This window comes from Pseudomonas sp. LAP_36 (genome assembly GCF_019456785.1).
Lineage (GTDB): Bacteria > Pseudomonadota > Gammaproteobacteria > Pseudomonadales > Pseudomonadaceae > Aquipseudomonas > Aquipseudomonas tritici.
The window spans coordinates 119,999-139,701 of the sequence record NZ_JAHZMS010000003.1 but is presented as its reverse complement, the minus strand read 5'-3'; the positions used below and the strand labels follow the sequence as shown (position 1 = coordinate 139,701).

Below are 19,703 nucleotides of genomic sequence, written 5' to 3'. Positions count from 1 at the left end.
GACGTACCGCAATCGCGGGCAAGCCCGGCTCCCACAGGGTTTTGTGGTGTTTGGGAGTCAGCCGCGTTTGGTCAGGCCCATCTTGATTCGGCCCTCCGCCGGGGTCATGACCCGAGCACCCAACCGGCTGAGGATTTCACTCGCGCGCTCCACCAGTTGCCCGTTGGTGGCGAGCACGCCTTTGTCCAGCCACAGGTTGTCTTCCAGGCCTACCCTCACGTTGCCGCCCAGCAGCACCGCTTGCGCGGCCATTGGCATTTGCATGCGACCGATGCCGAAACCGGCCCACACCGCGTCGGCGGGCAGGTTGTCGACCATGGCTTTCATGGTGGTGGTGTCGGCCGGCGCGCCCCAGGGAATGCCCAGGCACAGCTGGAACAGGGGGTTGTCGAGCAGGCCTTCCTTGATCATCTGTTTGGCAAACCACAGGTGACCGGTGTCGAAAATTTCCAGTTCGGGCTTAACGCCCAGCTCTTGGATGCGCTTGGCGCCAGCCCTTAGTTGCGCCGGGGTGGACACGTAAATGGTGTCGCCATCGCCGAAGTTCAGGGTGCCGCAGTCCAGGGTGCAGATTTCCGGCAGCAGCTCTTCCACATGGGCCAGGCGGGTCAACGGGCCGACCAGGTCGGTGTTGGGGCCGAACTCCATCGGGTGCTCGCCGCCGCCGATCTCCAGGTCGCCGCCCATGCCGGCGGTGAGGTTGACGATGATGTCGATGTCGGCCTCACGGATGCGTTCCATCACTTCGCGGTACAGGGCCACGTCACGGCTGAACTTGCCGGTCTCGGGGTCGCGCACGTGGCAGTGGACCACGGTGGCGCCGGCCTTGGCGGCTTCCACCGCAGCGGCGGCGATTTGTTTAGGGGTGACCGGCACGTGCGGGCTTCTGCTGGTCGTGTCGCCAGCACCGGTGAGTGCGCAGGTGATGATGACGTCATGGTTCATGGGGCGGTTCCTTACAGGCGTAGTGGTGCCGTTCGCAGCCGCTTGTGGCTGCGAAACGGTGATTGAATAGGGGTTACTTGCTGGTCAATTGCAGGTTGGCCGCAGCCGGTTTGCCATCGAAGGTGGTCACACCTTCCAGCCAACGAGCCTGGTCTTGCGGGTGATCCTTGAGCCACTGTTTGGCGGATTCGAGGGCGTCCTTGTGATCCAGCAACGGCTGCATCATCCGGCTCTCGTCGGCGGCGGTGAAGGTGAGGTTGGTCAGCAGTTTGTGCACGTTGGGGCACTGCTCGGCGTAGGTGGGTGCGGTCACGGTCCACACGGTCGCCATGCCTTCGTTCGGCCCCAGGGCGTCGTCGCTGCCGGTGAGGTAAGTCATGGCGACGTTGACGTTCATCGGGTGCGGCGCCCAGCCAAAGAACACTACGGCCTCCTTGCGGCGTACCGCCCGGTCGACGGCGGCGAGCATGCCGGCTTCACTGGATTCCACCAGTTGGAACTTGCCCAGGCCGAACTGGTTCTTGGCGATCATCGCCTTGATCTGCGTGTTGGCGCCTGAGCCGGGCTCGATGCCGTAGATCTTGCCGCCCAGCTCTTTTTCGAATTTGGCGATGTCGGCGAAGGTTTTCAGGCCCTTGTCCGCCAGGTAGGTCGGCACGGCGAGGGTGGCGCGCGCGTCTTCCAGGCTCGGTTTGTCGAGGACCTTGACTTGCTTGGCGTCGACGAATGGGGTGATGGTCTGGGTCATCAGCGGGTTCCAGTAGCCCAGGAACATATCCAGGCGCTGGTCGCGGATGCCGGCAAAGATGATTTGCTGAGAGGCGCTGGTCTGTTTGGTCTTGTAGCCGAGGCCGTCGAGCAAGACTTGGGTCATGGCGCTGGTGGCGATTACGTCGGTCCAGTTCACCACACCCATGCGCACGTTCTGGCAGGACGCCGCATCGGCGGCCATTACGTGGGTGCTCAAGATGGCGCTGGCGCTGAGTGCGAGCACGCAGCGGCGGATCAGTCGGTTCATGGTGGATCCCTCGGCAGGTCGTTATTGTGGGGGCCGGCGTCTTTGTGCGCCGTGGGATCACGTTACGTAGCTTTGGGGGCGACAAAACGCACGGCGGCGACCCGCTCTTGCACTGCAGCGACCTGTGCTCTTGAATGGCCCGTTGAACTGGCGTATCACAGTGAGCACGCTGCCCGTACTACGAGAGCGCCACCATGTCCCAGGATTTCTACTTTCTGCTGATGCCGGGTTTTTCGGCCATCGGGTTTATCTCCGCCCTGGAGCCGCTGCGAGTGGCCAACCGCTTTCGCGGCGAGTTGTACCGCTGGCACATATTGAGCGCGGACGGCGGCGCGGTGCTGGCGAGCAATGGCATGTCGGTCAACGCCGACGCCGCGTTGGAACCGCTGAAAAAAGGCGCGACGTTGTTGGTGGTGGCGGGCTTTGAACCCTTGCAGTTCGCCACGCCCGCGCTGGAACACTGGCTGCGCCGCCTCGACCATGACGGCGTGACCCTCGGCGCCATCGACACCGGCGCCTGCGTGCTCGCCGAAGCAGGTTTGCTCGACGGTCACCGCCTGACGCTGCACTGGGAAGCCATCGACGCGTTCAAGGAATCCTACCCGCAGCTCACAGTGACCCAGGAACTCTTCGAAATCGACCGTCGCCGTATCACCTGCGCCGGCGGCACCGCGTCCATCGACCTGATGCTCGACCTGATCGCCCAGGCTCATGGCTCGGAGCTGGCGATCCAGGTTTCCGAACAATTCGTGCTCGGCCGTATCCGCCCACGCAAAGACCACCAGCGCATGCAGATCGCCACGCGCTACGGCATCAACAACAAAAAACTGGTGCAAGTGATCGGCGAGATGGAGCAACACACCGAGCCGCCCCTGAGCACATTGGCGCTGGCCGACGCGATCAACGTAACGCGGCGTCAGCTGGAGCGCCTGTTTCGCCTGCATTTGAACGACACCCCGAGCAACTTCTACCTCGGCCTGCGCCTGGAAAAAGCCCGGCAGTTGCTGCGCCAGAGCGATCTGAGTGTGCTGGAAGTGAGTATTGCCTGCGGGTTTGAGTCACCGTCGTATTTCACGCGGAGTTATCGGGCACGGTTTGCGAAATGCCCAAGGGAGGATCGGCGACGGGAGGTGGTTTGACGGCTGATTATAGTCAATTATACTCGTGACTATAATTTATAGCCCTTTCCATAATTGAGTATAAAAGCATGTCCAAGAACAGCGGCTTTGTGTTCCGCCGCCCCGACCTGGCAAGCAGCATTGCCGATGGCCTGGTGGGGGCCGGTATTCAGGATTTCACCTCTGGCCTGTTTCTCGCGGCGCCGCGTCGCACGGGCAAAAGTACTTTTTTGCGTGAGGACCTTGTACCTGAATGCCAGGCGCGTGGTTGGCTGGCGGTGTATGTCGACCTGTGGGCCGACAAGGAAAAAGACCCCGCCGACCTGATCTCCAGCGCCATTGCCGGTGCCCTGGTGCCCTTTGAAAAGGGCATCCGCAAACTGGCCAAGAATATCGGCATTGAAAAGCTCAGCTTCCTACGCACCTTGTCCTGGGATTTCACCAAGCCGCAATTGCCTGCAGGCGCGACACTGACGCAAGCGCTGGAGCTGCTTCACAGCGCTGCCGAGAAAACCGTCGTGCTGGTGATCGACGAAGCCCAGCACGCGCTCACCACCGAAGCGGGTGTTAACGCGATGTTTGCCCTCAAGGCCGCCCGAGACCAGCTCAACCAAGGTCGTGAAGGCGAGGGCAGCGGGTTGCGCCTGGTGTTCACGGGGTCAAATCGCGACAAGCTTGCCCATCTGGTATTAGGTAAAAGCCAGCCGTTCTTCGGGTCCAGCATCACGCCATTTCCACTGCTGGGCAAAGCATTCACACAGGCCTACACCGTGTACCTCAACGGCCTTCTGGCCAAGACCAACCAGTTCAATGCGGCCGACATCGATGAAGCGTTCGAGCTGGTGGGCCGTCGTCCGGAAATGTTGCGCACCATTATTGGTGAGGTGGCATTGGAACTGGGGGAGGCGAGCAATCTCGGCCAACTGCTGCACAGTCGCGCCGAACTGCTGCGCGCCGGCGTTTGGACCGAATTCGAAAGTGCCTGGAACGCCCTCACCATTCCCCAGCGTGCGGTGCTGGAAGTGATGGTGGAGCGCTCCCAGAACAACGAACCGTTCGCGCCGTTTACCGACAGCACCATCACGGCCGTCAGCAAGGCGTTGGAAGACATGGGCAGCGACGTAGTGCCGGGCACCCAGACCATTCAGGCCTGTATCGAGGCCTTGCGCGATAAAGAGCTGGTATGGAAGTCGAGCCGGGGGGGCTATGCGCTGGAAGACAAATCCTTCGGGGATTGGCTGCAGCACCGGCGCCGTACAGCTGCCTGAAGAACACAGAGATCAAATGTGGATTTTTAGTGTGGCTTACTTCTTGACCAGTGCCGAACACGCCGCCTTGTACGCCTCATGCTGATATTTGTTCAGCGTCACCGGCAAGTCAAAGGTGTGCTTCTTGTTCTGTGCATTGATGGTCTGCGGCGACAACAGCGTCACCTCAACACCGTCCAGCAACTGAAATACCCCTTCAATCTTGAACGTGGTCGGGCCACCGGCGAATTCGCCTTTCTTGCTGCGTTTCTTGATCGCGATACGTTCGATAGCATTTGACTGCACAAACGCCTTCACCTGAGCGGCGAAGGCTTTGACGTTGGCCGCTTCATCGTCGTCTTCAAGGGCGATTTTTTTCGTGGCCAGAGCGATGTGGGTCAACACCTGGTTGTCCAGGGAGGCGACGGCGATGATGGCTTCGCTGCCTTTGATTTCGATGCCGCAGATAGTCATGTTCAAGCCTATGGGGATGAGAGGGTGTCAGTAATGCCGATCTTCTTCTTTGTGCTGGTAGATCCGGTGCACCGTCCAGAACATCAGCATCAAGCATAAAATCATCAGGCCAGCACTTGCGCTCATGATGTAGAAATTGGGCGAGCTCGATTTGAGGTTTGCCTTGATGTTATGCACTGTCGGAAACCACTTCGAATACACCACTGGCACCGGGCCGCCCACTACGTAGCCTGGGTCGTCAACGTAGCTGCTGTTGCTCACCATGCCTTCTTCGCGTTGGCCGTCATGGGTGAACGTGTAATAAACGTTGGTGCTAGAGGCTCGGAGGCCAACACTTTCAAGCTGGGTGATCTGCCCCATTGTTTCTACGGGCGCCGCTTTGATCAAGGCGTAGGGTGCGCCCCGGTCCTTGGACAGAAATAGCATCAGGCAGAGTACGAGCATGAAGAAAAACAGCAGCGTGGCGCGCGTGAACAGGAAGTCCCGTTGCGCTTCGCGTGGGTAGTACATGTGAAGTCCTTTTCAAGGGTGTTAAACGATAAAGCCTGCTTATTCCTGCCCAATCGACTCCAAAAACTCCGACCGCTCATCACTCATCCGCGCCAGGCAGTCATTCTGCGCAATCGCGTACGCCTTGGTGCCGTTCACCGCCGGGAAGGTGTCCACGGCGCAATCGGCGTCGCGTAACTTTTCCCACTTCTGTTGGGCATCCTTCAGACGAGCGGTAATGTCCGCCAGCTTGGTCTTGTCGCTGCCGTAGGTCGAAGCCATGCGTTCCAACAGGCCCTGATAGTTATCCTTGAGCAACTGATCGGCGGTGGTTTTATTGTAAGTGGCGCATTCCAGGGTTTGCTTGTCGTTTTCGATGCCGTCGCACGGCGTGCTGTCGGTGTCTTCGGCGGCGTGGACGCCGGTTGCGATGAGTGCCAAAGCCAGGAAAATCGATTTCATTGCGCCGTCTCATATCAGGTAATGGCTGAATTCTGGCCCAAGCGTAAGACAAATAACAGCCGCCAGTCAGACACCTCTTAACAGCCTTTGTCGTGGATTGACGCTTTCGGCAATTCCCCTGTCGTTTTTGCACCCGGCTCTGTCGGCCCCTGGGCATATGCTGGCCCCAAAGCGCCGGCAGACGATTCGGCGCATGAATCGCCAATAAGGGGACGCCTGATGAGCCCAGCCGAATTGCACGCCGACAGCATCGTTATCGACGGGTTGATTATTGCCAAGTGGAACCGCGACCTGTTCGAGGACATGCGCAAAGGTGGCCTCACCGCTGCCAACTGCACGGTGTCGGTGTGGGAAGGCTTCCAGGCCACCATTAACAACATCGTGGCCAGCCAGACCCTGATCCGTGAGAACAGCGACCTGGTGATACCGGTGAAAACCACCGCCGATATCCGCAAAGCCAAGGAGCAGGGCAAGACCGGCATCATCTTCGGCTTCCAGAACGCCCATGCCTTTGAAGACCAGCTTGGCTATGTGGAAATCTTCAAGCAGCTCGGCGTCGGCGTAGTGCAGATGTGCTACAACACCCAGAACCTGGTGGGCACCGGTTGCTACGAGCGCGATGGCGGCCTGTCGGGCTTTGGTCGCGAAATCGTGGCCGAGATGAACCGCGTCGGGATCATGTGCGACCTGTCCCACGTGGGCTCCAAGACCAGCGAAGAAGTCATCCTCGAATCGAAAAAGCCGGTGTGCTACTCCCACTGCCTGCCGTCGGGCCTTAAAGAGCACCCGCGCAACAAGTCCGATGAAGAACTCAAGTTCATTGCCGACCACGGTGGTTTTGTCGGCGTGACCATGTTCGCGCCATTCCTGGCCAAGGGCATCGATTCGACCATCGACGATTACGCCGAAGCCATCGAATACACCATGAACATCGTCGGCGAAGACGCCATCGGCATCGGCACCGACTTCACCCAGGGCCATGGCCAGGATTTCTTCGAAATGCTGACCCATGACAAGGGTTACGCCCGCCGCCTGACCAGCTTCGGCAAGATCATCAACCCGCTGGGCATCCGCACCGTGGGCGAGTTCCCCAACCTCACCGAGACCCTGCTCAAGCGCGGTCACCCTGAGCATGTGGTGCGCAAGATCATGGGTGAGAACTGGGTCAACGTCCTCAAGGACGTCTGGGGCGAATAAGCCACCGCACTGTCGCGGAACATCAACACAACGAATTTTCTGGAGTTAAGTTTCCATGGCCAAGATCGCCCCGCAATTGCCTATCGAAGTCGACAGCGAAACCGGTGTCTGGACCTCCGACGCCCTGCCGATGCTGTACGTGCCACGCCATTTCTTCGTCAACAACCACATGGGTATCGAAGAAGTCCTCGGCGCTGACGCCTACGCCGACATCCTTTACAAAGCCGGCTACAAGTCCGCCTGGCACTGGTGTGAAAAAGAAGCCGAATGCCACGGCCTGGAAGGCGTCGCAGTGTTCGAACACTACATGAAGCGCCTGTCGCAGCGTGGCTGGGGCCTGTTCAAGATCCAGGACATCGACCTCGACAAAGGCACTGCCAGCGTCACGCTTGAACACTCGGCGTTTGTCTACGTGTACGGCAAGGTCGGGCGCAAGGTCGACTACATGTTCACCGGCTGGTTTGCCGGTGCCATGGACCAGATTCTGCAGGCGCGTGGCAGCCAAATCCGTACCGTCGCCGAACAAGTCTACGGAGGCTCCGAAGAGGGCCACGATGACGGCCTGTTCACCGTCAAGCCGTTGTAAGCCGAGGACCGTGCCATGGCTTTCGAAGCAATGTTTGCGCCGATTCAAATCGGCAAACTGACCATCCGCAACCGCGTGCTCAGTACCGCCCACGCCGAGGTGTATGCCACCGACGGCGGGATGACGACTGACCGCTATGTGAAATATTACGAAGAGAAAGCCAAGGGCGGCATCGGCCTGGCGATCTGCGGTGGCTCCTCAGTGGTGGCCATCGACAGCCCGCAGGAGTGGTGGAGCTCGGTCAACCTGTCCACCGACCGCATCATCCCGCACTTCCAGAACCTGGCTGACGCCATGCACAAGCATGGCGCCAAGATCATGATCCAGATTACCCACATGGGCCGTCGCTCGCGTTGGGACGGTTTTAACTGGCCGACCCTGATGTCGCCGTCCGGCGTGCGTGAGCCGGTGCACCGCGCTACCTGCAAGACCATCGAACCGGAAGAAATCTGGCGCGTGATCGGCAACTACGCCCAGGCCGCGCGTCGTGCCAAGGCCGGTGGCCTCGACGGCGTGGAACTGTCCGCCGTGCACCAGCACATGATCGACCAGTTCTGGAGCCCACGGGTCAACAAGCGTACCGACGAATGGGGTGGCACCTTTGAAGGGCGCATGAAGTTCGGCCTGGAAGTATTGAAAGCCGTGCGTGCCGAGGTCGGTGACGACTTCTGCGTGGGCATGCGCCTGTGCGGTGACGAGTTCCACCCGGACGGCTTGTCCCATGAGGACATGAAGCAGATCGCCAAGTATTACGACGACACCGGCATGCTCGATTTTATCGGCGTAGTGGGTTCGGGGTGCGACACCCACAACACCCTGGCCAACGTTATCCCCAACATGAGTTATCCACCGGAGCCGTTCCTGCACTTGGCCGCCGGGATCAAGGAAGTGGTCAAGGTCCCGGTGCTGCACGCGCAGAACATCAAGGACCCGAACCAGGCCACGCGCATCCTCGAAGGCGGTTATGTGGACATGGTCGGCATGACCCGTGCGCACATCGCCGACCCGCACCTGATCGCCAAGATCAAGATGGGCCAGATCGATCAGATCAAGCAGTGCGTCGGCGCCAACTACTGCATCGACCGCCAGTACCAGGGCCTGGATGTGCTGTGCATCCAGAACGCCGCGACCTCCCGTGAATACATGGGCGTGCCGCACATCATCGAGAAGTCCACCGGGCCCAAGCGCAAAGTCGTGGTCGTGGGTGCCGGCCCGGCAGGGATGGAAGCCGCGCGCGTCGCCGCTGAACGTGGCCACGATGTGACCCTGTTGGAAAAGAAAGAATTTATCGGCGGGCAGATCACTACCGCCTCGAAAGCGCCGCAACGTGACCAGATCGCCGGTATCACCCGCTGGTTCCAGCTGGAGTTGGCACGCTTGAAAGTCGACTTGCGCCTGGGCGTGGCCGCTGATGCCGAGACCATCCTCGACCTGCGCCCGGACGTGGTGGTGCTGGCGGTGGGCGGGCATCCGTTTATCGAACAGAACGAACACTGGGGCGCCGCCGAAGGCTTGGTAGTGAGTAGCTGGGACGTGCTCGACGGCAAGGTTGCGCCGGGCAAGAACGTGCTGGTGTACGACACCATTTGCGAATTCACCGGCATGTCGGTGGCGGATTTCCTGGCGGACAAAGGCTGCCAGGTCGAGATCGTCACTGACGATATCAAGCCCGGTGTGGCCATCGGCGGTACGTCATTCCCGACCTACTACCGCAGCATGTACCCCAAGGAAGTGATCATGACCGGCGACATGATGCTGGAAAAGGTCTACCGCGAAGGCGACAAGCTGGTGGCGGTGCTGGAGAACGAATACACCGGTGCCAAAGAGGAGCGGGTGGTGGACCAGGTGGTGGTGGAAAACGGCGTGCGTCCGGATGAAGCCCTTTACTACGGGCTCAAAGACGGATCGCGCAACAAGGGCCAGATCGACGTTGAAGCCTTGTTCGCGATCCAGCCGCAGCCGTGCCTGAGCGAGGCGGGCGAGGGCTACTTGCTGTTCCGCATTGGTGATTGTGTGGCGCAGCGAAATACCCACGCTGCGATCTACGACGCCCTGCGCCTGTGCAAGGATTTCTGACGAGGTGAACTCGGCCCAATGTGGGAGCGGGCTTGCTCGCGAAGGCGGTGTGTCAGTCGATACATCCGGTGGCTGACCCACCGCTTTCGCGAGCAAGCCCGCTCCCACATTGGGGGCCAGTTTCACAGTAGACCTGTATGGTCTTTGGGAGCTTCACCATGTTAAACACCTTGCTTCCCATTTTATTATTCGCAGCCCTGGGCCTTGCCGTCCTCGGCGCCCTGCGCCGGGTGAACATGTGGCGCCGTGGCCGCGCCTCCAAAGTCGACCTGCTCGGTGGCCTGCTGGCCATGCCCAAGCGCTACATGGTCGACTTGCACCACGTGGTTGCCCGCGACAAATACATCGCCAATACCCACGTCGCCACGGCGTTGGGCTTTGTGCTGTCAGCGCTGCTGGCGATTCTGGTGCACGGTTTTGGCCTGCATAACCGCATCCTCGGCTATGCCCTGCTGTTGGCCTCGGTGCTGATGTTTGTCGGCGCCACGTTTGTCTATCTGCGCCGCCGTAACCCGCCATCACGCCTGTCGAAAGGCCCTTGGATGCGCCTGCCGAAAAGCCTGATGGCGTTTTCGGTGAGCTTTTTCCTGGTGACGCTGCCGGTGGCCGGGATCCTGCCGGCCGACTTCGGCGGCTGGCTGTTGGCTGCGCTGCTCAGTGTGGGCGTGCTGTGGGGCGTGTCGGAAATGTTTTTCGGCATGACATGGGGCGGCCCGATGAAGCACGCCTTCGCCGGTGCCCTGCACCTGGCCTGGCACCGCCGCGCCGAGCGCTTTGGCGGTGGCCGTTCCACCGGTTTGAAGCCGCTGGACCTCGGCGATAAAACCGCGCCGCTGGGCGTGGAAAAACCAAAGGATTTCACCTGGAACCAACTGCTCGGATTTGACGCCTGCGTGCAGTGCGGCAAGTGCGAAGCCGCGTGCCCGGCCTTCGCCGCCGGCCAGCCGCTGAACCCTAAAAAGCTGATCCAGGATATGGTGGTCGGCCTGGCTGGCGGCACTGATGCCAAGTTCGCCGGCAGCCCCTATCCAGGCAAACCGGTAGGCGAGCACAGCGGCAACCCGCACCAGCCCATCGTCAACGGCCTGGTGGACGCCGAAACCCTGTGGTCCTGCACCACCTGCCGCGCCTGCGTGGAGGAGTGCCCGATGATGATCGAGCACGTGGACGCCATCGTCGACATGCGCCGCTACCTCACCCTGGAAAAAGGCGCGACTCCGAACAAGGGCGCCGAAGTCCTCGAGAACCTGATCGCCACCGATAACCCGGGCGGCTTTGCACCGGGCGGTCGCCTGAACTGGGCGGCGGATCTGAACCTGCCGCTGCTCAGCGAAAAGGGCAGCGCCGAGGTACTGTTCTGGGTTGGCGACGGTGCCTTCGACATGCGCAACCAACGTACCCTGCGAGCGTTCGTCAAAGTACTCAAAGCGGCCAACGTCGACTTTGCCGTGCTTGGCCTGGAAGAACGCGACAGCGGCGACGTGGCGCGGCGCCTGGGTGATGAAGCGACCTTCCAGTTGCTGGCCACGCGCAATATCCAGACCCTGGCCAAGTACAGCTTCAAGCGCATCGTTACCTGCGACCCGCACAGTTTCCATGTGCTGAAAAACGAGTACGGCGCCTTTAACGGCAACTACCTCGTGCAACACCACAGTACGTTCATGGCCGAGTTGATCGGCGAGGGCGCGTTGAACCTGGGCCAACACAAAGGCAACAGCGTGACCTACCACGACCCATGCTACCTGGGCCGCTACAACGGCGAGTACGAGGCGCCGCGCCAAGTGCTGCGGGCGTTGGGCATTGAGGTCAAAGAGATGCAACGTTCGGGCTTCCGTTCACGCTGCTGCGGTGGCGGCGGCGGTGCGCCGATCACCGACATTCCCGGCAAGCAACGGATTCCGGACATGCGCATGGAAGACATCCGCGAAACCGGCGCCGAGCTGGTGGCTGTGGGCTGCCCGCAGTGCACGGCAATGCTCGAAGGTGTAGTCGAGCCGCGCCCATTGATCAAGGACATCGCCGAATTGGTGGCCGACGCTTTATTGGAAGACGCCGCGCCTGCCACTTCGCCGACTAAACGCCCTGTCCAACAAAAGTCTGCGGAGGTGCATTGATGAGCGACATTATCCGCCGCGACCCACGGGCCGAATGGATCGCCCGCAACCGTCTGCACCCGCTGCACGCGGCGATGCAGCCGGTGCAACACAGTTGGATGGGGCCTAACGGCGTCATCCGCAAGAACGTCCACGGTGTTGGTTTTATCGGTCCCAACGGCATCAAGCGTATCGACCGCAGCGGCGCCCAGCAGGGCGGTGCGGCCAAGCGTACGGCAGCGGTGGAAGTGCAGTTGCCACTGCATCAGGTGCCGGCGCCGGCGTTCTACATCAACGTGGTGCCGGACATGGTCGGCGGTCGCCTGAGCAGCCACGACCGCGACCTGCTGGGCCTGGCGCGGCAACTCGCTGGCAGCGATGGCGCGGTGTTGGCGGTGGTGTTTGGCGAGCACAAGGAAAATGCGTTTGCCACGGCGGGCGTCGACCGCCTGCTGGTGCTGGAAGGTCACGAATTCGACGGTTATTCACCGGAGCAACGGGTGCAAGGTTTGCGCGCTGTGGATAACCAGTTCAACCCGCGCCACTGGTTGCTGCCGGACAGCCGCAGCGGTGGTGGCGAACTGGGCCGACGCTTTGCCGCCAGCCTCAAGGAACGCCCGGCCACGCGGGTCTGGCAGATCAAGGGCGACGAGTGCATCGGCCGCGCCGGGGCTGGCCAGGAAGACTTGGCCCGGCCGTTGGCGCGCCTGATCCTGGCGGCCGTGGAGTGCGCTGAACCGGTCAGCGAAACCCGGCATGAAGTGTTGCCCGTGGAGTTATCCACAGCCCTGGCGCGCAGCTTGCCGCGCATTGAAGATCTTGGCGCGGTGGCGGTTGACCCGGCGGCGATTCCCATGGCCGAGGCGGAATTCATTTTCTCCGGCGGCAATGGCGTGAAGGACTGGACGCTTTTCCACCAGACCGCCGCCGCATTGGGTGCCACCGAGGGCGCCTCGCGGGTGGCCGTGGACGACGGCTTTATGGCGCGTGATCGCCAGGTCGGCGCCAGCGGCACCTGGGTCACCGCGCGGGTGTATGTGGCCGTGGGTATTTCCGGGGCCATCCAGCACCTGCAAGGCATCGGTGCCTGCGACAAGGTGGTGGCGATCAACCTAGACCCCGGCTGCGACATGATCAAGCGGGCCGACCTCTCGGTCATTGGCGAAAGTAACGCGATACTGCAAGCCTTGATCGATGCGGTCGAGGCCTACCGCAACGGCGCCAAGCGCGATGCGGCTTAAGGATATGGCCATGACCACGAATGTAATCAGTTTGGTTTCCATTGGCGCCCACCCTACCTCCGGGCGCCCGCGCCGTGCGGAGCAGGACGCCCGCGCTGTCGAACTGGGTTTGCAGATGGCTGGGGATAAGTTGCAGGTGCTGCATGCCGGCAACATCGCCGAACCGACCCTGCGTAGTTACCTGGGCATGGGCTTGCCAGAGTTACATGTACTGGAGCAACCGGCTGGCAGCGATGCGTTGCCGGTACTCAGTGAATACTTGCGCGATGCCGGTGCCCAGGTGGTGCTCACCGGCAGCCAGGCCGAAACCGGTGAAGGCTCGGGCATGTTGCCGTTCTTGCTGGCCGAGCAGTTGGGCTGGCCGCTGATAGTCGGGCTGGCGCAGGTTGAATCGATCGAAGCGGGCGTGGCCCATGTGCTGCAAGCCCTGCCACGCGGCCAGCGGCGCCGGTTGAAGGTGCGTTTGCCATTTCTGGCGACCGTGGATAACGCCGCGCCCAAGCCTCGGCAAAGTGCGTATGGCCCGGCGCAGCGCGGTGAACTGGCGGCTCACGAAGTTGAAGTCGAGCAGGACGCGTTATACACAGGGGCCGTGCTGCAACCGGCCAAGCCTCGCCCCAAGCGGCTCAAGGTGATCAAGGCCAAGAGCGGCGCCGATCGTATGAAAGCCGCCACGGCCAAGGCCAGCGGCGGCGGTGGGCAAGTGCTCAAGGGCCTTAGCCCGGAAGCGGGTGCCGAGGCCATTCTCAAGTTGTTGGTTGAGGAAGGCGTCGTACGCTGATCCCCTGTGGGCGCTGGCGTATCTGTACCTGTAGTGAGCGGGCTTGCCCGCGCTGGGTGGCGAAGCCGCCCCAATAAATACGCCGCTGAGTTTCAGATAAAACCAAGTCGCCTAGTTTGGGGCGGCTTCGCCCCCCAGCGCGGGGCAAGCCCGCTCACCACAAGGATGTGTAGATTCCAAGGGCTATAGCAGGGAAGCCAGCGCCCACTTCTTAACGTCCCTTGGGCTTACCCACAATCCCTGTTGACCCGTCTGTGGATAACCTGTTCGCGGTTGTCCACAGCCCCTGTCAATCAAGCCCTCCAGCCCTCTGTACGAAAAACAACCAAGCTAACTGGCCGTTTTTGCTTGGGTTTTTCCCTGCACTCCGCCATTTAACACATCAGACTTGCCCCCATACTCTGTTGGCGCTTCTGTGGATAAGGTGTTCGCTATCGGCCACAGCCCTTATGATTAAAGGCGTTCATGAGATTGATCAAAGTCTGATCGATTTAAGCTTTTACGCAAATAAAATCCCTGCATACCGCGATTTATGAAGGTTTGAGGTGGTTTTCCACAGCGCTGTCAAAGTTGCCCCCAAAGTCTGTTGGTGCTTCTGTGGATAAGGTGTTCGCCTACCGCTACAGGGCACGTGATTCGTGGCTTTCAGTGAGTTGATCAATAAGTGATCAGGAGCGGGTGAAAACCGCTGGCTTGAATAAGTCACGGATTTTCTTCATTTAATTTTAGGCGGGAGACGTACTTGCCCACAATTGCTGTGGGTGGCTCTGTGGATAAGTTGTTGGGTAAAGGCTGGAGGGCGGGTATCTACAGGCGCTAGCGAGGCTTGCTCAAATTTTGAACAGTTAAGACATTCAACGGTGGGAACGAGCAAGCCCGCTCCCACCGTTTGATCTGTGGGTGTCAATTACTCGTGGGCGGCAACGCCTTTGAGGTAAGGCGCCGGCGCCGCGCCCAGGTTGCTCAACATGCGCTCGCTGTACCAGTCAACGAAGTTCACCACACCGAACTCGTAGGTTTTGGAGTACGGGCCGGGCTGGTAGGCGGTGGAGTTGATCCCGCGCTGGTTCTCTTCGGCCAGGCGACGGTCCTGGTCGTTGGTGGCGTCCCACACCTGGCGCATGCGGTCCACGTCGTAGTCCACACCTTCCACGGCGTCCTTGTGCACGATCCACTTGGTGGTGACCATGGTTTCCTGGGCGCTGATCGGCCACACGGTGAACACGATGATGTGGTCGCCCATGCAGTGGTTCCACGAATGCGGCAGGTGCAGGATGCGCATCGAGCCCAGGTCCGGGTTCTTGATGCGGCCCATGAGTTTGGCGCAGCCCTGTTTGCCATCCAGGGTCATCGACACGGTGCCCTTGAGCAGCGGCATGCGCACGATGCGGTTGCGCAGGCCAAAGCTGGCGTGTGCGTAAGGGATTTTCTCGGCATCCCAGGCGGCAGCGGAGGCGGCCACGTGGTCCTTGAAGGCCTGGTCGGCGCGCGGGTCGGTGACGTCGTCCCATTCCAGCAGGGTTTTCAGCAGTTCCGGGTGCGACGCGTTGCAGTGGTAGCACTCGCGGTTGTTTTCCAGTACCAGTTTCCAGTTGGCTTTTTCGAACAAGGTGGTCTGAATGGCCACCTTGGTGTTTTCCATGTCGTAGGGTTCCATGTAATGGCTCAGCGTCGACAGGAAGTCATCGATGGCCGGCGGGTTCTCGGCCAGGCTGATGAAGATGTAGCCGCCGGCGGTCTTTACGTTCACCGGCTTGAGGCCGTATTGCTTCATGTCGAAGTCGGCGCCCATCTCGGTGCCGGCGAACAGCAGGCGGCCGTCCAGTTCGTAGGTCCACTGGTGGTAATGGCAGACCAGTTTGGCAACCTTGCCCTTGTCGCTGGTGCACAAACGTGAACCACGGTGGCGGCACACGTTGTGGAACGCATGCACCACGCCGTCGGCGCCACGGATCACGATGATCGGGTTCTTGCCCACTTGCAGGGTCAGGTAGTTGCCCTTGGTGGGGATCTCGCAGGTCATGCCGGCAATCAACCACTCTTTCTGGAAGATCTCCTGCATGTCGATATCAAACAGCCGTTCATCAGAGTAGAACGGCTGTGGCAGTGAAAAGGTGCGCTCGCGCTCTTGCAGCATCTGCGCGGTGGCCTTGCGTGCGGGTTCCAGCGGATCGCCCAAGCTTAAGGTTGCGGTGACGTCCATCGTGTGGGTCCTCATGGCCATTCTGTGTGGCCGAGATAAGTGGCTAATCAGGTTTGCAGCAAGGCGTAAAGAAAGCGTCTGTGTTGGGAGCGAGTGTGGGGCCGCCGATGCGCCGAACCTTATCCATGGGCGACATGGCCCAACCTGATCCCGACGCGCAAGCCTAGGTCGCTGGGGGCTGGTCGCGATAAGTATGTGAATGTCGCAGATAGGTAAATGGGTGGTTCTCGCGTTACGCAGAATCGCCACCATAAGGCCGACGTCGGCGGTGGAGAACAACATGTCCAGTAATTTCCTGAATCCGGTAACCACCCAGACCTGGGCCAATGGTCGGCACATTGTCCGTTGCGTCAAAGTCATCCAGGAAACCTGGGACGTGCGCACCTTCTGTTTCATGGCCGACCAGCCGATCCTGTTCTTTTTCAAGCCAGGGCAGTTCGTCACCCTGGAGCTGGAAATCGAAGGCCAGCCGATCATGCGCTCCTATACTATTTCCAGTTCACCGTCGGTGCCTTACAGCTTTTCGGTGACCATCAAGCGTGTGCCGGGCGGCAAGGTTTCCAACTGGCTGCACGATACCCTTCATGAAGGGCAAGAGTTGGCGGTGCACGGGCCGGTCGGTTTGTTCAACGCCATCGACTTCCCGAGCCCGAAAGTGTTGTACCTCAGCGGCGGCGTCGGCATCACGCCGGTGATGTCCATGGCGCGCTGGTTCTATGACACCAACGCCAACGTCGACATGACGTTTATCCACAGCGCCCGTTCGCCCAAAGACATCATCTACCACCGCGAGCTGGAGCACATGGCATCGCGGATCGACAACTTCAGCCTGCACCTGATCTGCGAGAAACATGGGTTGGGTGAGCCGTGGGCGGGGTATCGCGGTTACCTGAACCACAAGATGCTCGAACTGATGGTGCCGGACTTCCTGGAGCGCGAAGTGTTCTGCTGCGGCCCTACGCCGTACATGAACGCGGTGAAACGCTTGCTGGAAGCTGCGGGTTTCGACATGGCGCGTTACCACGAAGAATCCTTTGGCGCGACGCCAGCGGAAGCTCGTGCGGATGCGGTGGAACAAGCCGAACAAGCCGCCGACGCGCCGGAAATCGATCTGGCGGATCTGCACCAAGTGGAGTTCATCGCGTCGGGCAAGAGCATTCGCGTGGCACCGGGCGAAACCGTGCACGCGGCGGCGGCCAAGCTTGGGCTGTTGATCCCGAAAGCCTGCGGCATGGGCATCTGCGGAACGTGCAAGGTGATGAAGCTGGGTGGCGAGGTCGAGATGGACCACAACGGCGGGATCACCGAAGAAGACGAAGCCGAAGGCTACATCCTGTCGTGCTGCAGTGTGCCGAAGGGGGATGTGCGCATTGAGTTCTGATGCTCAATACAGCCCAGGCCGACGGTCCTGATGAACGTGATTGTGGCCGCTGATTGACTTGTCCCGGGCCTGCGCCAGTGGCAAGTCAGCCACTAGCTGGTGTTCCTCCGGATGGGAGGTCGCGCCGGCCAATGGGTAGCCGTCAGCGTCGACGATGACCGAGCCGCCCACCCAGTTGACGCCGCGTTCCTCGCCATAGCGGTCGCACGCGGCGATGAACATGCGGTTGACTGCCGCGTTGGCCTGGACCCGCACGATCTCTGCCGGCCTTTCACCTGCAGGCCGCGCGCCTTCTGGCCAGTTCACCGGCGCGCAAAGCAGGTCCGCGCCGGCCAGCGCTGGCAGACGTACCCACTCGGGCAGTTCCAGGTCGTAGCAGATCATCACGCCGATCCGTCCGACGGCGGTGTCGACCACTGGCGGCGGCGAGTCGCCGGGGGTGAATATCAGCTTCTCGCGGTCCCACAAATGCGCCTTGCGGTATACCGTCAGCCGCCCGGTGGGTTCGACCAGTGCGGCACTGTTGGCAACGCGTCCCGCGCTCAGGCGCTCGCAGAACCCTGCGACGATGATGATTCCCAGCTCAAGCGCCAGGCTTTTCCACAGGCTAAGGGTCGGGCCGTCAAGTGTCTCGGAGACCGTGTGAGCTTCGTCCTGGTCGGTGAATACGTAACCGCTTTGGATCAGCTCTGGTAGGACAACTACGTGGGCGTTGAGGTTGGCGGCCGCGCGGATCGAGCGTTCGGTCAGCGCGCGGTTGTAGTCGGTCTCGCCGATACGCGGCGCCAGTTGATGGCAAACGACGCGTAGCGTCTCCATGACTAGTCTCCTTCTAATTGATGTTCGCTGGCCTGCATGGCCAGCGACTCGGCAGCGTGGTCGAGGTGGCGAGTCATCACGCAGTAAACCAGCGCCGAGACTGCCAGGCCTATCACGAACGCAATATCGGCGCCGCCCAACATCGTGCTGATGGGGCCTTGGTAAAAATCCAGAGCCATAAAAGGAATCATAGCGGCTAAACCGAGGAAGTACGCGGTGAGCCCGGCACCCGACCAACGCCCATAGATGCCGGCCGGGTTGAATATGTCGCTGATTGCGTAGTGCCCTTTTCGTACGACGTAGAAGTCTGCGAGGTTGACGGCCGTCCAGGGCACCAGGAAATACAGCATCAAGAGCACGAAGGTGTTGAAGCTGCTCAGGTAGCTCTCAGGGATGCTCAAGGCAATCACGAAAATGATTGCGGCCACCAGGCTGATCCCGACGATGCGGCTCTTGATCCTGGGTTTGATCGGGACAAAACCGTCAATGGCGCTGATCCCGGTGAGCATCGCGCCATAACAGTTGACGGCCATGATGCCGACCAGCGCCGGCACGGCAATCAGCACGGTAAAGGTGCCAAACCCAGGCAACAGTTGGTTGCCCACGGCCTGGACACTGCCAATGGCGTCGGGTGAGGGCAGCGCCGAGGCCAGGAATGCGCCCAACGACATCAACCACAGCGCCGAGCCCGCAGCCCCCAGGTAGGTCCAGAGGATGACACTGCGCGACGGCGTGCTGTGGGGCAGGTAGCGCGAGTAATCCGAGACATACACGGCGTAGCTGATCTGATAGCCCGCAGCGGCTGACAATTGGATCAGGAAGGCCGACCAGGAAAAATGTGCGTCGGCCACGGCTGAATCGGCCTGCAGGTGCAGCAAGGCCGCGACGGTCAGGACCGCGAAGACACTGATCATCACGTAGGTCAGCCAGCGTTGCACGGTGTGCAGGAGGTCGTGGCCGATGACGGCGATCACCACCGCAAGGATGATCATCAATGCATACCAGGGCGCGCGGTGGCCGGGCAGCACAGTATTGATGGCGTCGGTGGCCAGGATGACGTTGAACACGTTGAAACCGATGTACACGAAGACCACTGCGACAAACGGCACGATGGCGCCACGCAGGCCGAACTGGGCGCGCGACTGGATCATCTGCGGCAAGCCCATGCGCGGTCCCTGGTTGGCGTGGAACGCCATGGCGAACGTGCCCAGGCACACGCCGATTACGATCGCCAGGATCGCGTACATCAGGCTCAGCCCCAAGGCTGCGCCGGTAAACCCGGTGACCATGGTGGTGAGCACGAAGTTGCCGGTGAACCAGAACGGCGCCTGATGCCACACCTTGCCGTGGCGTTCATTGCGCGGCACGTAGTCGATGGAGCGGGTTTCGATTTTCAGCGTGCTGGAGGCGGGAGCAGCCGATCGGTCGGAGGGCATGTTCATAGGTATCACGGTCTGTTTTTATTGAGTGAGTTGCGCAGAGTCTTGTAAGCAAAAAAACAATTGAATCGGCATTTTCAAATAATCACTTTATGAATCTCTGAACTGAGTGCGCAAAACCCTCTGGAATAAGG

At 60.7% G+C, this 19,703-nt stretch carries 17 protein-coding genes; 9 read left to right on the top strand and 8 right to left on the bottom strand.

Going from position 1 to position 19,703, the window contains the following annotated elements; translation table 11 throughout:
• Positions 1 to 57: 57 nt before the first annotated feature.
• Together JBO08_RS11695 and JBO08_RS11690 are read right to left on the bottom strand one after the other, a co-directional pair.
• Positions 58 to 945, bottom strand: a complete 888-nt coding sequence (locus JBO08_RS11695; RefSeq protein WP_065871869.1) for a 3-keto-5-aminohexanoate cleavage protein — start codon at positions 943 to 945, stop codon at positions 58 to 60.
• Positions 946 to 1,018: 73 nt separating this feature from the next.
• Positions 1,019 to 1,963: a choline ABC transporter substrate-binding protein gene (locus JBO08_RS11690; protein ID WP_065871868.1), complete on the bottom strand. Its 945-nt coding sequence runs from the start codon at positions 1,961 to 1,963 to the stop codon at positions 1,019 to 1,021.
• 194 nt (positions 1,964 to 2,157) lie between these two features.
• Between JBO08_RS11690 and JBO08_RS11685 the strand changes: the two genes are divergently transcribed.
• Together JBO08_RS11685 and JBO08_RS11680 are read left to right on the top strand one after the other, a co-directional pair.
• Complete coding sequence (locus JBO08_RS11685) at positions 2,158 to 3,102, top strand: GlxA family transcriptional regulator (protein ID WP_065871867.1); 945 nt, start codon at positions 2,158 to 2,160, stop codon at positions 3,100 to 3,102.
• Positions 3,103 to 3,170: 68 nt separating this feature from the next.
• On the top strand, positions 3,171 to 4,349 hold the full coding sequence (locus JBO08_RS11680) for a hypothetical protein (protein WP_065871866.1): 1,179 nt from the start codon (positions 3,171 to 3,173) through the stop codon (positions 4,347 to 4,349).
• 36 nt (positions 4,350 to 4,385) lie between these two features.
• On the opposite strand, the gene JBO08_RS11675 is transcribed toward JBO08_RS11680, so the two are convergent.
• Genes JBO08_RS11675 through JBO08_RS11665 form a run of 3 tightly spaced genes read right to left on the bottom strand, consistent with a single transcriptional unit; the run spans position 4,386 to position 5,753 of the window.
• Positions 4,386 to 4,802, bottom strand: coding sequence for a DUF3010 family protein (locus JBO08_RS11675; protein ID WP_065945507.1), 417 nt, complete (start codon positions 4,800 to 4,802; stop codon positions 4,386 to 4,388).
• A gap of 27 nt (positions 4,803 to 4,829) precedes the next feature.
• Positions 4,830 to 5,312 (bottom strand): hypothetical protein, encoded by a 483-nt coding sequence (locus JBO08_RS11670; protein ID WP_220074737.1) that lies wholly within the window; start codon positions 5,310 to 5,312, stop codon positions 4,830 to 4,832.
• 39 nt (positions 5,313 to 5,351) lie between these two features.
• Positions 5,352 to 5,753, bottom strand: a complete 402-nt coding sequence (locus tag JBO08_RS11665; protein ID WP_065871863.1) for a lysozyme inhibitor LprI family protein — start codon at positions 5,751 to 5,753, stop codon at positions 5,352 to 5,354.
• Between the two features lie 219 nt (positions 5,754 to 5,972).
• On the opposite strand from JBO08_RS11665, the gene JBO08_RS11660 reads away from it, so the two are divergent.
• The 6 genes from JBO08_RS11660 to JBO08_RS11635 all read left to right on the top strand — a co-directional run bounded on the left by JBO08_RS11660 (position 5,973) and on the right by JBO08_RS11635 (position 13,727).
• Entirely contained in the window at positions 5,973 to 6,950 is a 978-nt protein-coding gene (locus JBO08_RS11660; protein WP_220074738.1) for a dipeptidase, read from the top strand.
• A 55-nt stretch (positions 6,951 to 7,005) separates the two neighbouring features.
• Positions 7,006 to 7,536, top strand: a complete 531-nt coding sequence (locus JBO08_RS11655) for a DUF5943 domain-containing protein (protein ID WP_065871862.1) — start codon at positions 7,006 to 7,008, stop codon at positions 7,534 to 7,536.
• A 15-nt stretch (positions 7,537 to 7,551) separates the two neighbouring features.
• The gene (dgcA, locus tag JBO08_RS11650; protein WP_065871861.1) at positions 7,552 to 9,612 is read left to right on the top strand and encodes a dimethylglycine demethylation protein DgcA; all 2,061 of its coding nucleotides are present in this window, start codon (positions 7,552 to 7,554) and stop codon (positions 9,610 to 9,612) included.
• 158 nt (positions 9,613 to 9,770) lie between these two features.
• Complete coding sequence (gene dgcB, locus JBO08_RS11645) at positions 9,771 to 11,726, top strand: (Fe-S)-binding protein (RefSeq protein WP_220074739.1); 1,956 nt, start codon at positions 9,771 to 9,773, stop codon at positions 11,724 to 11,726.
• Positions 11,726 to 12,946 (top strand): electron transfer flavoprotein subunit alpha/FixB family protein, encoded by a 1,221-nt coding sequence (locus tag JBO08_RS11640; RefSeq protein ID WP_065871859.1) that lies wholly within the window; start codon positions 11,726 to 11,728, stop codon positions 12,944 to 12,946. The genes dgcB and JBO08_RS11640 overlap by 1 nt, the downstream gene beginning before the upstream one ends.
• A 10-nt stretch (positions 12,947 to 12,956) precedes the next feature.
• Positions 12,957 to 13,727, top strand: coding sequence for an electron transfer flavoprotein subunit beta (locus tag JBO08_RS11635; RefSeq protein ID WP_015886252.1), 771 nt, complete (start codon positions 12,957 to 12,959; stop codon positions 13,725 to 13,727).
• 907 nt (positions 13,728 to 14,634) lie between these two features.
• Here JBO08_RS11635 and gbcA read toward each other — a convergent pair.
• The gene (gene gbcA / locus JBO08_RS11630; protein ID WP_065871858.1) at positions 14,635 to 15,930 is read right to left on the bottom strand and encodes a glycine-betaine demethylase subunit GbcA; all 1,296 of its coding nucleotides are present in this window, start codon (positions 15,928 to 15,930) and stop codon (positions 14,635 to 14,637) included.
• A 280-nt stretch (positions 15,931 to 16,210) separates the two neighbouring features.
• On the opposite strand from gbcA, the gene gbcB reads away from it, so the two are divergent.
• Positions 16,211 to 17,311 carry a glycine-betaine demethylase subunit GbcB gene (gene gbcB, locus JBO08_RS11625; protein WP_065871857.1) on the top strand — a complete coding sequence of 367 codons (1,101 nt, stop codon included), beginning with the start codon at positions 16,211 to 16,213 and terminating at the stop codon, positions 17,309 to 17,311.
• Between the two features lie 3 nt (positions 17,312 to 17,314).
• Here gbcB and JBO08_RS11620 read toward each other — a convergent pair whose 3' ends face one another.
• Positions 17,315 to 18,130, bottom strand: a complete 816-nt coding sequence (locus tag JBO08_RS11620; protein ID WP_220074740.1) for a nitrilase family protein — start codon at positions 18,128 to 18,130, stop codon at positions 17,315 to 17,317.
• A 2-nt stretch (positions 18,131 to 18,132) separates the two neighbouring features.
• Positions 18,133 to 19,566, bottom strand: coding sequence for a cytosine permease (locus JBO08_RS11615; RefSeq protein ID WP_175405802.1), 1,434 nt, complete (start codon positions 19,564 to 19,566; stop codon positions 18,133 to 18,135).
• Positions 19,567 to 19,703: the final 137 nt, after the last annotated feature.

Excerpts from the sequence above, each read along its gene's own strand:
- JBO08_RS11680 (WP_065871866.1), top strand. The coding sequence starts at position 3,171 with ATGTCCAAGAACAGCGGCTTTGTGTTCCGCCGCCCCGACCTGGCAAGC.
- gbcA (WP_065871858.1), bottom strand. The coding sequence starts at position 15,930 with ATGGACGTCACCGCAACCTTAAGCTTGGGCGATCCGCTGGAACCCGCA.
- JBO08_RS11615 (WP_175405802.1), bottom strand. The coding sequence starts at position 19,566 with ATGCCCTCCGACCGATCGGCTGCTCCCGCCTCCAGCACGCTGAAAATC.
- JBO08_RS11685 (WP_065871867.1), top strand. The coding sequence starts at position 2,158 with ATGTCCCAGGATTTCTACTTTCTGCTGATGCCGGGTTTTTCGGCCATC.
- JBO08_RS11695 (WP_065871869.1), bottom strand. The coding sequence starts at position 945 with ATGAACCATGACGTCATCATCACCTGCGCACTCACCGGTGCTGGCGAC.
- gbcB (WP_065871857.1), top strand. The coding sequence starts at position 16,211 with ATGTCCAGTAATTTCCTGAATCCGGTAACCACCCAGACCTGGGCCAAT.
- JBO08_RS11675 (WP_065945507.1), bottom strand. The coding sequence starts at position 4,802 with ATGACTATCTGCGGCATCGAAATCAAAGGCAGCGAAGCCATCATCGCC.
- JBO08_RS11665 (WP_065871863.1), bottom strand. The coding sequence starts at position 5,753 with ATGAAATCGATTTTCCTGGCTTTGGCACTCATCGCAACCGGCGTCCAC.
- JBO08_RS11690 (WP_065871868.1), bottom strand. The coding sequence starts at position 1,963 with ATGAACCGACTGATCCGCCGCTGCGTGCTCGCACTCAGCGCCAGCGCC.
- JBO08_RS11635 (WP_015886252.1), top strand. The coding sequence starts at position 12,957 with ATGACCACGAATGTAATCAGTTTGGTTTCCATTGGCGCCCACCCTACC.
- JBO08_RS11620 (WP_220074740.1), bottom strand. The coding sequence starts at position 18,130 with ATGGAGACGCTACGCGTCGTTTGCCATCAACTGGCGCCGCGTATCGGC.
- JBO08_RS11655 (WP_065871862.1), top strand. The coding sequence starts at position 7,006 with ATGGCCAAGATCGCCCCGCAATTGCCTATCGAAGTCGACAGCGAAACC.
- JBO08_RS11660 (WP_220074738.1), top strand. The coding sequence starts at position 5,973 with ATGAGCCCAGCCGAATTGCACGCCGACAGCATCGTTATCGACGGGTTG.
- JBO08_RS11640 (WP_065871859.1), top strand. The coding sequence starts at position 11,726 with ATGAGCGACATTATCCGCCGCGACCCACGGGCCGAATGGATCGCCCGC.
- dgcB (WP_220074739.1), top strand. The coding sequence starts at position 9,771 with ATGTTAAACACCTTGCTTCCCATTTTATTATTCGCAGCCCTGGGCCTT.
- dgcA (WP_065871861.1), top strand. The coding sequence starts at position 7,552 with ATGGCTTTCGAAGCAATGTTTGCGCCGATTCAAATCGGCAAACTGACC.
- JBO08_RS11670 (WP_220074737.1), bottom strand. The coding sequence starts at position 5,312 with ATGTACTACCCACGCGAAGCGCAACGGGACTTCCTGTTCACGCGCGCC.